Origin of the sequence: Streptantibioticus rubrisoli, from assembly GCF_024436055.1 — a bacterium.
Lineage (GTDB): Bacteria > Actinomycetota > Actinomycetes > Streptomycetales > Streptomycetaceae > Streptantibioticus_A > Streptantibioticus_A rubrisoli.
Window position 1 is genome coordinate 53257 of record NZ_JANFNH010000024.1, and the last position, 12660, is coordinate 65916.

12 protein-coding genes are annotated in these 12660 nt (G+C 71.2%); 3 read left to right on the plus strand and 9 right to left on the minus strand.

The genetic code is table 11. The features are described from left to right. Positions 1-16 precede the first annotated feature (16 nt). The 6 genes from NON19_RS19825 to NON19_RS19850 form a co-directional block, all read right to left on the minus strand. Positions 17-868, minus strand: a complete 852-nt coding sequence (locus NON19_RS19825; protein ID WP_255929913.1) for a shikimate dehydrogenase — start codon at positions 866-868, stop codon at positions 17-19. Next, positions 868-2514, minus strand: coding sequence for an endolytic transglycosylase MltG (gene mltG / locus NON19_RS19830; protein ID WP_255929915.1), 1647 nt, complete (start codon positions 2512-2514; stop codon positions 868-870). The genes NON19_RS19825 and mltG overlap by 1 nt, the downstream gene beginning before the upstream one ends. Before the next feature lie 85 nt (positions 2515-2599). Then, on the minus strand, positions 2600-3064 hold the full coding sequence (gene ruvX / locus NON19_RS19835) for a Holliday junction resolvase RuvX (RefSeq protein ID WP_255929917.1): 465 nt from the start codon (positions 3062-3064) through the stop codon (positions 2600-2602). Between the two features lie 24 nt (positions 3065-3088). Beyond that, a complete protein-coding gene (alaS, locus tag NON19_RS19840) occupies positions 3089-5758 on the minus strand; it encodes an alanine--tRNA ligase (RefSeq protein ID WP_255929919.1) in 2670 nt (889 codons plus the stop codon). Next, a complete protein-coding gene (locus NON19_RS19845) occupies positions 5758-6084 on the minus strand; it encodes a DUF6167 family protein (RefSeq protein ID WP_255929921.1) in 327 nt (108 codons plus the stop codon). The genes alaS and NON19_RS19845 overlap by 1 nt, the downstream gene beginning before the upstream one ends. Before the next feature lie 6 nt (positions 6085-6090). Next, positions 6091-6552 carry a DUF948 domain-containing protein gene (locus tag NON19_RS19850; RefSeq protein ID WP_255929923.1) on the minus strand — a complete coding sequence of 154 codons (462 nt, stop codon included), beginning with the start codon at positions 6550-6552 and terminating at the stop codon, positions 6091-6093. Between the two features lie 281 nt (positions 6553-6833). Between NON19_RS19850 and NON19_RS33735 the strand changes: the two genes are divergently transcribed. Continuing rightward, positions 6834-8393: an ATP-binding protein gene (locus NON19_RS33735; RefSeq protein ID WP_255929925.1), complete on the plus strand. Its 1560-nt coding sequence runs from the start codon at positions 6834-6836 to the stop codon at positions 8391-8393. 349 nt (positions 8394-8742) lie between these two features. Here the strand turns inward: NON19_RS33735 and rpsD are convergent, their stop codons facing one another. After that, the gene (rpsD, locus tag NON19_RS19860; RefSeq protein WP_255929927.1) at positions 8743-9354 is read right to left on the minus strand and encodes a 30S ribosomal protein S4; all 612 of its coding nucleotides are present in this window, start codon (positions 9352-9354) and stop codon (positions 8743-8745) included. Positions 9355-9514: 160 nt separating this feature from the next. Here rpsD and NON19_RS19865 point away from each other — a divergent pair, with 160 nt between their 5' ends. Together NON19_RS19865 and NON19_RS19870 are read left to right on the plus strand one after the other, a co-directional pair. Beyond that, entirely contained in the window at positions 9515-10225 is a 711-nt protein-coding gene (locus NON19_RS19865; protein ID WP_255929955.1) for a DUF2470 domain-containing protein, read from the plus strand. A 10-nt stretch (positions 10226-10235) separates the two neighbouring features. Next, positions 10236-10535: a YciI family protein gene (locus NON19_RS19870; protein ID WP_255929956.1), complete on the plus strand. Its 300-nt coding sequence runs from the start codon at positions 10236-10238 to the stop codon at positions 10533-10535. A 10-nt stretch (positions 10536-10545) separates the two neighbouring features. Here the strand turns inward: NON19_RS19870 and NON19_RS19875 are convergent, their stop codons facing one another. Both NON19_RS19875 and NON19_RS19880 read right to left on the minus strand, forming a co-directional pair. Continuing rightward, positions 10546-11895 carry a replication-associated recombination protein A gene (locus NON19_RS19875; protein WP_255929928.1) on the minus strand — a complete coding sequence of 450 codons (1350 nt, stop codon included), beginning with the start codon at positions 11893-11895 and terminating at the stop codon, positions 10546-10548. 82 nt (positions 11896-11977) lie between these two features. Continuing rightward, positions 11978-12616 (minus strand): vitamin K epoxide reductase family protein, encoded by a 639-nt coding sequence (locus tag NON19_RS19880; RefSeq protein ID WP_255929929.1) that lies wholly within the window; start codon positions 12614-12616, stop codon positions 11978-11980. Between the last annotated feature and the right edge of the window lie 44 nt (positions 12617-12660).

Consider the following 12660-nt stretch of genomic DNA (forward strand, 5'->3'; position numbering starts at 1 on the left):
CTGAACGGGCACCGCCTCAGCGTGCGGCGAGCGCCGCCTCCCCGGCCGCCCGCATCGCCGCGAGGGGTGCCGGACTGCGGCCGGTCATCAGCTCGACCTGGAGCACGGCCTGGTGCACCAGCAGGTCAAGACCGCCCACCACCGCGCCGCCGCGTTCCGCCCAGGCCGCGGCCAGCGGCGTCGGCCACGGCTCGTAGAGCACGTCGAACAGCGCGCCGGGCTGCTCCGGCACCTGGGCGGCGAGCGCGTCGGTGGCTCCCGCGGGGGTGGTGGCGATCACCAGTGGGGCGGTGAAGGCGTCCGCCGCGTCCGACCAGTCCCGGGTGCGCACGGCCACGCCGAGTCGCTCCCCCCACTGCCGCATCTCGGCGGCCCGCGCCTCGCTGCGCACATACGCGGTGACCTCGGCCGAGCAGATCCCGGCGAGCGCGGCCAGCGCGGAGGAGGCGGTGGCTCCGGCGCCCAGGATCGCCGCGGAGTCGACCTGGCCCACACCGCGTTCCGCAAGGGCGGCGACCATGCCGGGAATGTCGGTGTTCTCCCCGGCGCGCCGCCCGTCCTCGGTGAAGACCACGGTGTTGACGGCCTCCACGGAGGCCGCGGTGTCGCTGATCTCGTCCAGCAGCGGAATCACCGCGCGCTTGAGCGGCATGGTCAGCGACAGCCCGGCCCAGGGCTTCTCGTCGTCCGCGATGGAGGCGAGGAATCCGGGCAGGGCCGCCTCGTCCACCTCATGCCGTCCGTACTCCCAGCCCTCAAGCCCCAGGGCCTGGTACGCGGCACGGTGCAGCACCGGGGAGAGCGAGTGGGCGATGGGCGATCCGAGGACCGCCGCGCGGTGGGGCCGAGCCGCCCTTGCCGAGTTCATCAACCGCCGTGCTCCCGCTGGTACTTGTTGAATTCCGCGACGTTGCGCTGGTGCTCCGCGTAGTCGTTGGTGAACCGGGTGTCCCCCGGCTTGACGGTGACAAAGTACAGCCAGTTGCCGTCGGCCGGGTGGAGCGCGGCGTCGATCGCCAGGTGGCCGGGGTTGTCGATCGGCCCGGGCGGCAGGCCCTTGTGCAGATAGGTGTTGTACGGCGAGTTGAACTTGGTGTCGCTGTTGGTGGTGTTCAGCGTGGAGCGGCCCTTGGCGTAGTTGATCGTGGAGTCGAAGCCCAACGCCATGTTCTGGTCGAGGCGGTTGTAGATCACCCGTGAGACCTTGTAGAAGTCCTGCCGTTCCTGGGCCTCGGCCTGGATCAGGCTGGCGATGATGATGACCTCGTACGGTGTCTTGCCCACCTTGGCGGCCTGGGCTTCGAGGTCGTCCTTGCCGTACTCCGCCTCGGCCTGCTGGACCATCTGCTTGAGGAAGTCCACGGGTTTGGTGGACTTGCCGATGCTGTAGCGCATCGGGAACAGGAAGCCCTCGGGGTTGCCGTTCGCGTAGGACGGCAGTCCCAGGTCGGCGCCCTTGGCGGCGTTCTCCGTGGTGCCGGACGGCAGGCCGAGCTTCTGGTCGATGGCCTGGTAGATCCGGGTGGCGCGCGAGCCCTCGGGGATGATCAGCGCGTTCTGGCTGCTGGGGTTGAGCATCATGGCGACCGCGGCGGCGGCCGACATCTCCTTGTGCAGCATGTAGACGCCGCCCTGGAGGGGCTTGCCGCCCGCCGCCTTGGTGAAGGCGTCGACGCTCTTGACGACGTCGTTCCGCTTGAGGATGTTGCCCATCTGGGCGAGCGTCGCGCCGTTGGGGATCACCACCTGCACGTCGCCCGTTCCGTCCCCGGAGAAGTCGGGCGCGGCGGCGAAGTGCCGTTGCCAGTACCAGTACCCGCCGTAGCCGACGCCTCCGACGAGCCCGACGAGCACCAACAGCGCGACCAGGACGGCGCAGCCGCTGCGCTTCTTCTTGCCCTTGCGCGTGTTGCGCTCGTCGTCCGGCTCGTCCTCGTACTCGTCGTCATCGTCGTCGTTGGCGACGAAGCGCTCGCGTTCGTCTTCCTGGTAGTCCGCGAGCGAGGTGCCGGTGAAGAACGGATGCCGCTCGGGCTCCTCGGCCTCCTCGTGGAACGCGGCCCATTCCGCGGTCTGTTCGGGTTCGGACTGCGGGGCGGGCTGCTGGGGTACGTATCCGCCGTGGCCGTAGGGGTCGGCCTGGGCTGGCGGCTGGCCATACGTTTCAGCAACGCCCACCGCGTATCCGTCGTGGGTGGGCACCGTGTGCTGCCCCGACCAGTCGTACTGCTGCTGGCCATCCCAGTGCGGCTGCTGCGGGTACTGCTGGCCCCCCGCGTAGTGCGGGTCGGCGTACCCCGGATCCGCGTACTGCTGGCCGGGGTACGGCGCCTGCGGGTACTGCTGCTGGCCCGGGTAGTGCTGGGCGTCCGGATACGGCTGCTGCGGTACCGGGTTGCCGTACTGGTCCCAGCCGCCGTGCCCGGTCTGACCACGGTCCCACCCCTGGTCCCCGTAGAGGGGGTCGTCGGGGTGCCACGGTTCGGGACCGGGGCTTCGGCCGTAGTCGGTCATGTGTCTCCTGAATCGCGAGGCGGCACGTGGCTGGCGCTCGTGGCGCTGGCCGCGTGCTCCGGCGCGGAACGTTACCGTATCGCGATCAGATGACCACTTCGACGGTCTCGCCGGGCGGCCTGCCGGAGACCCGCTCGGTCTCCAACGCGCTCTGCAGGATGACCACCGCGGCGGCCTGGTCCACAACTGAGCGGCCCTTCTTGGCCTTTACCCCGGAGGCCCGAAGGCCATGGGTGGCGGTGACGGTCGACATCCGCTCGTCCACCAGCCGGACCGGCACGGGTGTGATGATTTTCGCAAACTCGGTTGCGAAACCACGGGCCTTGGCCGCCGCCGGGCCCTCGCCCCCGCTGAGGGAGCGAGGCAGCCCGATGACGACCTCGATGGGCTCGTACTCCTCGACGATGGCCGCGATGCGGCGGCGGGCCGCCTGCACGTCGCGGCCGGGAACGGTCTCCACGGGTGTGGCGATCAGCCCGTCGGGGTCGCATGAGGCGACCCCGATCCGGGCGTCCCCGACATCGACGGCGATCCGCCTGCCGCGTCGCATCGTCTCTTCCTCCGTCAGTCCGGCTCAGGCCTGCTCGGCGACCAGTCGGCGCACCGCCTCGATGGCCTCGCCGACGGCCTGCGGGTTCTGGCCGCCGCCCTGGGCGATGTCCGGCTTGCCGCCGCCTCCGCCGCCGAGGGTCTTGGCGGCCGCCCGCACCAACTCACCGGCCTTGACGCCGCGTTCGCGGGCCGCCTCGTTGGTGGCGATGACGGTCAGCGGGCGGCCGTTGGCGACGGTGAACAGCGCCACGACGGCCGGGCGGCCGCCGGTGATCCGCTGCCGTACGTCCAGGACCAGCTTGCGCAGGTCGTCGGCGCCGGTTCCGTCCGGGACGGTGCCGGTGACCAGGGCGATGCCCTTGACGTCCTCGGCGCCCTGGGCGAGCCCGGCCGCGGCTTGGAGCACCTTCTCGGCGCGGTACTTCTCGATCTCCTTCTCGGCCTCGCGCAGCTTGCTGAGCATGCCGGAGATCCTGTCGGGCAGTTCCTCCGGTCGGCCCTTGACCAGCTCGGTGAGCTGGGAGACCACGGTGTGCTCACGGGCCAGGAACTTGTAGGCGTCGGCGCCCACCAGCGCCTCGACCCGGCGCACCCCGGAGCCGATGGACGACTCGCCGAGCAGCTTGACCAGTCCGAGCTGGGCGGTGTTGTGCACATGGGTGCCGCCGCACAGCTCCTTGGAGAAGTCGCCGATGGTGACCACGCGCACCCGCTCGCCGTACTTCTCGCCGAACTCGGCGATGGCGCCCTGCTTCTTGGCCTCGGCCATGCTCATCACCTCGGCGGTGACGTCGAGTTCACGGGCGAGCACCTCGTTGATCTTCTGCTCGACGTCGCTCAGCACGGTACCGGGGACCGCGGCCGGCGAGCCGAAGTCGAAGCGGAAGCGGCCCGGGGAGTTCTCCGAACCGGCCTGGGCGGCGGTCGGGCCCAGGGCGTCGCGCAGCGCCTGGTGGGTGAGGTGGGTGGCGCTGTGGGCGCGGGCGATGGCCCGGCGGCGGGTCAGGTCGATGGCGGCGTAGGCACCGGCACCGACGGTCACCTCGCCGACCTGGACGACGCCCTTGTGCACCGAGACGCCCAGTACCGGCTGCTGGACGTCGCGCACCTCGACCACCGCGCCGGAGTCCAGCCGGATCCGGCCGGTGTCGGCGAGCTGGCCGCCGCCCTCGGCGTAGAACGGAGTGCGGTCCAGGACGACCTCGACCTCGTCGCCCTCCACCGCGGCGGGCGACGGGATGCCGTCGACCAGCAGGCCGACGACCGTGGCCTCGCCCTCGTAGTCGGTGTAGCCGGTGAACACGGTGCTGCCGGAGGTGTCGGCCACCTCGCGGTAGGCGGACAGGTCGGCGTGGCCGGTCTTCTTGGCCTTGGCGTCGGCCTTGGCGCGCTCCCGCTGCTCCTTCATCAGGCGGCGGAAGCCCTCCTCGTCCACGGAAAGGCCCTGCTCGGCGGCCATCTCCAGGGTGAGGTCGATGGGGAAGCCCCAGGTGTCGTGGAGCAGGAACGCCTTGTCGCCGGGGAGCACGCTGCCGCCCGCGGCCTTGGTCTCGGTGACCGCGGTGTCGAGGATGTTGGTGCCCGCCTTGAGCGTCTTGAGGAAGGCGTTCTCCTCGGCGAGGGCGACGGTCTCGATGCGCTTGCGGTCCTCGGCCAGCTCCGGGTACTGCGGGCTCATGGCCTTGATCACGGTGTCGACCAGCTCACCGACGGTGGGCTGCACGGCGCCGAGCAACCGCATGTTGCGGATGGCGCGCCGCATGATGCGGCGCAGCACGTAGCCGCGGCCCTCGTTGCCGGGGGTGACACCGTCGCCGATGAGCATCACCGAGGTGCGGATGTGGTCGGCCACGACGCGCAGCGACACGTCGGAGCTGTGTGCGGCGCCGTAGTGGACTCCGGTCAGCTCGGTAGCCTTGTCGATGATCATGCGCGAGGTGTCGATCTCGTACATGTTCTGCACGCCCTGCAGGATCATCGCCAGGCGTTCCAGGCCGAGGCCTGTGTCGATGTTCTTGTTGGGCAGGTCGCCGAGGATCGGGAAGTCCTCCTTGCCGGAGCCCTCGCCTCGCTCGTACTGCATGAAGACCAGGTTCCAGATCTCCACGTACCGCTCGTCGTTGACGGCCGGGCCGCCCTCGACGCCGAACTCCGGGCCGCGGTCGTAGTTGATCTCGGAGCAGGGGCCGCAGGGGCCGGGCACGCCCATGGACCAGAAGTTCGGTCCCATGCCAAGGCGCTGGATGCGCTCGGCAGGAACGCCGATCACCTCACGCCAGATGCGCTCGGCCTCGTCGTCCTCCTGGTAGACGGTGATCCAGAGCTTCTCCGGCTCCAGTCCGTAGCCGCCGTCCTCCTGGGAGGTGGTGAGCAGCTCCCAGGCGAGCTTGATGGCGCCTTCCTTGAAGTAGTCGCCGAAGGAGAAGTTGCCGCACATCTGGAAGAACGTGCCGTGCCGGGTGGTCTTGCCGACCTCTTCGATGTCCGGGGTGCGCACACACTTCTGCACGCTGGTGGCGCGCGGGAAGGGCGGCTTGACCTCACCGAGGAAGTACGGCTTGAACGGGACCATGCCCGCGGGGACGAGCAGCAGCGTCGGGTCGTCCGCGATGAGCGACGCGGACGGCACGACCGTGTGCCCGCGCTCCTCGAAGAAGCGCAGCCAGCGCCTGCGGATTTCTGCCGACTCCATCAGTGGCCTTCTTTCTGCTCGTACACGGGGCGCGTCTGCGGCATGCGGGCGTCCCGCTGGTAGGCGATCTCCGGGCGTTGCCCGGGGAGTTCTGCGTGCGGGGCGTCCAGCCCCAGTAGGTTGTTCAGCTCCGATTCGCGCTCGGACATTCCGGCGCGGACGTCCTTGGCGAACTGCCGTGCCCGGCCGCCGAGTTCGAGGGCCTTGTCCGTCGCGGTCGCGGCCAGGCCCTCGGGAGTGAGGCGGCGGGCGGCCCGATGGACCTTGTTGGTCGCCCACACCCCGGCGGTGAGTCCGGTGACGAACCAGAACAGGCGGCGGAACATCTGGTATCAGCCCTTCCCTCGGGTGCGGCGCGACCCGCGGCGGCCCGCCGGGATCGCGGCGCCGACGATCACGTTGCCGCGCGCGGTGTCCTTGCGGGACCGCTTGCCGCCGTCTTCCTCGCGCCCTCGCAGGCCGACGGCGCGGCGAACTCCGTAGCCGAACGCGGCGACCTTCACCAGCGGCCCGCCGAAGGTGGTGGCGACCGTGGAGGACAGCGCCGAGGCGTTGGCGGTGACCTCCTGGACGTCGGCGGTGATGGTGTCCACCCGGTCGAGCTGGGTGTGCGCGGAGCGCACCGCCGCGGTGGCCTCGCCGAGCAGCGGGACGGCCTGTTCAGTGACGTCGGCGACCAGCCGGGTGGCCTGCTTCAGCGTCTGTGCCAGCCTAACCAGCACAACGGCGAGGAAGGACACCAGGATCGCCCAGAAGACGGCCACGATGAGGCCGGCCACCTCTCCACCGGACACTGCTCCGCGCTCCTTTGGTTCACGTCGGTCGGCAGCCGCTCGCAGCGGGCGGGGCGGGACGGTCCGGGAGGTCGGATGGGTTCCGGGGTCACACCTGGCACGGTCCGCCGTGCTCGGGCGGCAGGGTACCGACCCTACCGCGCCAGGGTCGGCTGTTCGTACCGCATTCCCGCTGGGCGGGCGCGTCGCGAACACCGGATTCCCTGCGGTCATCGAACCCGGCTGGCGACCCACAGCTGGAATTGCACGCTCCGCTCTCATCCCAGTACGCTCCGTGCCCCATGCAGCACGGTGCCCCGTTCGGTGATCCCGCTGACGACGCTTTCCCCTTCGGTTCCTTCGGCCTGCCCGCCGAGTCGGACCGGCTGGTGGGCCGCGAGGCCGAACTCCTGGCGCTGCGGGGCCTGTTGGACCGGTCCCGACTGGTGACGGTGACGGGGACCGGCGGGGTCGGCAAGACCCGGCTGGCACTCACCGCCGCAGGGGCGGCAGCGGCTGATGGAGCCTCGGTTGAGGGCGGTGGCGGGCGACGGGAGAACAGCGCAGCGGCCCGCAGGGCCTCCGTGGCGGGCGGTGGCGGGCGACGGGAGAACAGCGCAGCGGCCCGCAGGGCCTCCGTTGAGGGTGGTGGTGGGCGACGGGAGAACAGCGCAGCGGCCCGCAGGGCCTCCGTGGAGGGTGGTGGTGGGCGACGGGTGGGCGCGCAGGATCGGTTCTGCGATGGCGTGCGGTTGGTGGAGCTGTCCACGGTCCGGGACGGCCGGATCGTGGAGTACGCGGTGCTGGAGGCGCTCGCGGTCACCGACCGCTCCGGCCGCCCGGCGCTGGCGGTTCTGGCCGAGCACCTCGCCGACCGTGAGCTGCTGCTGGTGCTCGACGGCTGCGAGTACCTGGTCGCCGAGTGCGCGGCACTCGCCGACGAGTTGCTGCGCCGCGCGCCGGGGTTGCGGATCCTGGCCACCGCGCGCCGCCCGCTGGGCGTCGAGGGCGAGTCCATACTGCCGCTCGGCCCGCTGGAGCCGGGCGAGGCGGTACGGCTGTTCACGCGGCGGGCGGCGGTCGCACCGCCGTTCGCGCTCACCGGTGCCGACCGGGCGGCGGTCGACGAACTGTGCCGTCTGCTGGACGGCCTGCCGCTCGCCCTGGAACTGGCCGCGGCACGGCTGCGGACGCTGCCCGTGGAGCGGATCGCGGACCGGCTCGCCGAGCGGTTCCGGCTGCTGGCGGGCGGGGAACGCACGGCGCTGCGCACGGCGATCGGCTGGAGCCATGAGCTGTGCACCCCGGCGCAGCGGCTGCTGTGGGCCCGACTGTCGGTCTTCGCCGGGGAGTTCGACCTGGACGCGGTGGAGTACGTGTGCGCTGGCTCGGGGCTGCCCGCGGAGCAGGTACGGGAGACGGTGGCGGAGCTGGTGGCGTACTCCGTGGTCGTCCGGCACGGTGAGCGCCATCGGATGCCGGAAGCGGTACGGGAGTACGGCGCCGGGTGGCTGGAGGTACTGGGTGACACCGAGCGGCTGCGGCGGCGGCACCGGGACTGGTACCTGGGCCTGGCCACCTCCTGTGAGCTGGACTGGTCCGGGCCCGGGCGGGCGGAGGCGGCGGCACGGATCGCCCGCAACCTGCGGAATCTGCGGCTCGCCCTGGGGTACGCCCTGGAGCGGGCGGCCGACCCGCACATCGGCCAGTACCTGGCGGGCAGCCTCTCCTTTTACTGGATCGCCCGCGGCCTCCTGCCGGAGGGACGGTTCTGGCTGGACCGCGCCCTGGCCCAGCCGGGCACCAACGAGGAGGCCCGCACGAAGGCTCTGCGGGCACTCGCAGCCCTCAACGCGGCGTAGGCGCTCCGCTGGGGGTGGTGCGGCGATGTGCCGTCGCTCGTGTGCGGCACCATCGTCGCTGGTCGCGCAGTTCCCCGCGCCCCTTCAGGGCGAAGGCAAGGCGTCCGTCCGCGCACGGAGCCCCAGGGCCCATCGCGGGTCCAGACCCCAAACCCCAAGCCCACCAAGGGGGTCAGGGCGCAGCCCCGGAAACAGGGCCCGGGACGCAGCCCCAGAAAGGGGGCCGGGGGCGCAGCCCCAGAAACAGGGCCCGGGACGCAGCCCCAGAAAGGGGGCCGGGGGCGCAGCCCCTGAAACGGGCCCGGGGGCGGAGCCCCCGGGGGAACCGGGTTGCCCAGATGACCGTAGGTCAGCGGGCGTAGTACTCGACGACCAACTGCTCGTCGCAGACCACCGGAATCTCACGGCGGTTCGGGTCGCGGTCCAGGCGGAAGGCCAGCGCGTCCAGGTTGACCTCCAGGTACTTGGGGGTCTCACCGTCGGCCGCCCAGCCGCCCTCGCGGGCCACCAGGAACGGGGTCTTGGCGCGTGAGCGCTCCCGCACCCGCACCACGTCGTCCGGGCGGACCCGGAAGGAGGGACGGTCCACCTTGCGACCGTTCACCTCGATGTGACCGTGCACCACCATCTGGCGGGCCTGGTAGATCGTGCGGGCGAGCCCGGCCCGCAGCACGAGCGCGTCAAGGCGCCGCTCCAGCTCGATGATCAGCGCGTCACCGGTCTTGCCCTCGACCTTGCGGGCACGGTCGTAGGCGCGCCGCATCTGCGTCTCGCTGATGTCGTACTGGGCGCGCAGCCGCTGCTTCTCCAGCAGCCGAACCTTGTAGTCACTGCTCTGCTTGCGGCCGCGACCGTGCTGTCCCGGCGGGTAGGGGCGCGCCTCGAAGTACTTCACGGCCTTCGGGGTCAGCGCTATGCCGAGCGCGCGGGACTTCTTGACCTTGGGACGCGACTGGTTCACGTTCTCCAGACCTCCATGTAAGTTAGGTGAGGCTTACCTTAGCTGAGGAGATCGCATGAATCGACCCGGGAACCCCATGCCGCCCAGCGCGGAGCACACCACAGCGGTGGCCGGTGAGGGGCATAGTCAGCCGCGTCCCGAAGAGGAAAACGCGCTCACGATGCCGACGGCAGCGGAGCGCCTGCGAACTCTCGTCGAGGGTAACTCGTCGGCCCTGCTCGTCATTCCCGGCCTGGACGGCGCCGATCCGCTGGACATGGTGCCGTCCGAGCGCACGGTGACCGAGGAAGGCGACGTCGTCCTGTGCCTGCCGCCCAACTCCCCCGCGGTGCGCGCCGCCACGCACGCCGAGGCGGACGAGCTCAGCGCTGTGCTGGAGATCACGGATGTCGCCCCGGTCGCGGTCGCCCACCGGGTCCGGGCCCGCGCCTGGGTGGCCGGCTGGCTCACCCCGCTCCGCGACGGACGCCCGGCACGGCTACGGCTTGAGGTCGGCGAGGCGGCGGTGGAGGACCTGTGGGGCGCGGACCCGGTCGAGCCGGACGAGTTCGCCGCCGCTCTGCCCGATCCGTTCGCCGCCCAGGAGGCCGAACTGCTCCAGCACCTCGCCGCCGCGCACGGCGGCCAACTCGACTGGTTGTGCGCGTTGGTCAGCGGGCGGGACGGACGCTGCGCGGCACCGGGCGGCGCGGTCCCGGTGGCGCTCGACCGGTTCGGACTGCGGGTGCGGTTCGGCGGGGACGGCCACGTCTTCGACGCGCGCTTCGACTTCCCCACGCCGGTGGCCGACCACGGTGAACTGCGGCGCACGATGCACGCGTTGTTCGACAGCGCACGGGACGCCGCCGGACAGCCGCGGGGCGAGGAGTAGTGTGCCGATCATGTTTGTCGTCGAACTGACCTACACCGCACCGCTGGACCGCGTCGACGCCGCGCTCGCCGACCACGTCGCCTGGCTGGACAAGCAGTACGCCGATGGCGTCGTCATCGCCTCGGGCCGCAAGCAGCCCCGGGACGGCGGCGTGCTGATCGCGGTGGCGCCGGACCGGGCCACCGTCGAAGCACTGGTCGCCACCGACCCGTTCGCCATCGCGGGCGTCGCCGACTACCGGATCACCGAGTTCATCGCCACCAAGACCGCACCCGCCCTGGAGCGGTACCGGCAGCAACTCCCGTCCTGATCCGGGTCATTCACTCCCCCGACAGCCTGCCCCGGACCCGGTCCAGCACATCCGCGTACCGCGCCTCCGCGCCGTAACGCGTGGGCTCGTAGTAGCGCCTGCCGTGCACCTCGTCCGGGGCGTACTGCTGGGCGGCGATGGCGCCCGGCAGGTCGTGCGGATACTGGTAGCCCTCGCCGTGGCCGAGCTTGCCCGCGCCCTTGTAGTGGCTGTCCCGCAGATGCGGCGGGACCGGTCCCGCCAGGCCCTTGCGGACATCGCCCAGCGCCGCGTCTATCGCCAGGTAGGCGGCGTTGGACTTGGGGGCGAGCGCCAGCGCGATGGTGGCCTGGGACAGGGTGATCCGCGCTTCCGGGAAGCCGATCATCTGCACCGCCTGGGCGGCGGCGACCGCGGTCTGCAGGGCCGTGGGATCCGCCAGGCCGATGTCCTCGCTGGCCGAGATCATCAGCCGCCGGGCGATGAACCGCGGGTCCTCACCCGCCTCGATCATGCGGGCCAGATAGTGCAGGGCGGCGTCCACATCGGAGCCCCTGATGGACTTGATCAGGGCGCTGGCCACGTCGTAGTGCTGGTCACCGGCGCGGTCGTACTTCACCGCGGCCCGGTCCACGGCCGCTTCCAGCGTCTCCAGGGTGATCTCCGGCTCGCCCTTGGCGATCGCCGAGCCCGCCCCCGCCTCCAGCGCGGTGAGCGCGCGCCGGGCGTCGCCGCCCGCGATCCGCAGCAGGTGCGCCTCGGAGTCCTCGGGCAGGGTGACGGCGCCCGCCAGGCCGCGCGGATCGGCCAGCGCCCGGCGCAGCAGGCCGCGAAGGTCGTCGTCGGTGAGCGCTTCGAGAGTGAGCAGCAGCGAGCGGGACAGCAGCGGGGAGATCACCGAGAAGTAGGGGTTCTCGGTGGTGGCGGCGATCAGCGTCACCCAGCGGTTCTCCACCGCCGGGAGCAGCGAGTCCTGTTGGGCCTTGCTGAAGCGGTGGATCTCGTCCAGGAACAGCAGCGTCTCGCGTCCGTACCCGCCCGACTCGCGCTTGGCGCTGTCGATGGCGGCGCGGACCTCCTTGACGCCAGCGGTGATCGCCGAAAGTTCCACGAACCGCCGGTTGGTGGCATGGCTGACCACATACGCCAACGTGGTCTTACCGGTGCCGGGCGGCCCCCACAGGATCACCGAGGCGGGACCGGCCGGACCGCCGCCGCCCTCACCCACGAGACGGCGCAGCGGCGAGCCGGTCTTGAGCAGGTGCCGCTGGCCCACCACCTCGTCGAGGGTGCGCGGGCGCATCCGCACGGCGAGCGGACTGACGCCCGGCTCCCTCTCCTGGCGTTCCTCTGCGGCTGCGGTGAACAGGTCGGCTTCCACGCGAAGAAGCCTAGGGCAACCCTCTGACAGCCCCCGGCCGCGGCCGAGAGCACCGAACCCGGGGGGTGCCCCGGGGACCCGCCTAGATCAGCGTGCTCCAGTACGACCACCAGCGGGTCAGGATCAGCATCAGGATCACGCCGTACCACAGCACCGGTACCGCCCAGTGGAACTCCAGCACCGCCGAGCGCGGCCCCTGCGGCACCGGGATGATCCGGTGCTTGATGTTGTGCACCAGCGTGTACCAGAAGGCGGCGATGGTGGCGCCCCAGGCGAGCATGCACCACGGGCACAGCGAGCCGATCGAGTAGAGCGACTCGTACTGCAGCCACGTCACGAAGCCGACGCCGAAGAGCGTGCCCGCCTGCAGGCCGAGCCAGAACCAGCGGCGGAAGCGGGCGCCGGAGAGCACCGCCATGCCGACGCAGATCACCACCGGGTAGGCGACCAGGCCGATCATCGGGTTCGGGAAGCCGAAGGCCTTCGCCTGGGCGCTCTTCATGATGTTGCCGCAGGAAATGATCGGATTGAGGCTGCAGCCGGGGACGAAGTTGGGGTTCTTGTAGAGCTCGAACTCATCCAGGGTGATGTACCAGGAGGCGATCAGGCCCAGCACACCGCAGACCACGAGCAGCACACCGAGGGCCCGGCCCGCTCCGATCAGTGCCGTCGTCCGCTCTCCCTCGCCGGTGCGGGCCTCGTCAAGCGTCGATGTCGTCATACCGCCTTCTGTCCCCGTGTCCGTGGTGGTCGCCTGTTCCAGGG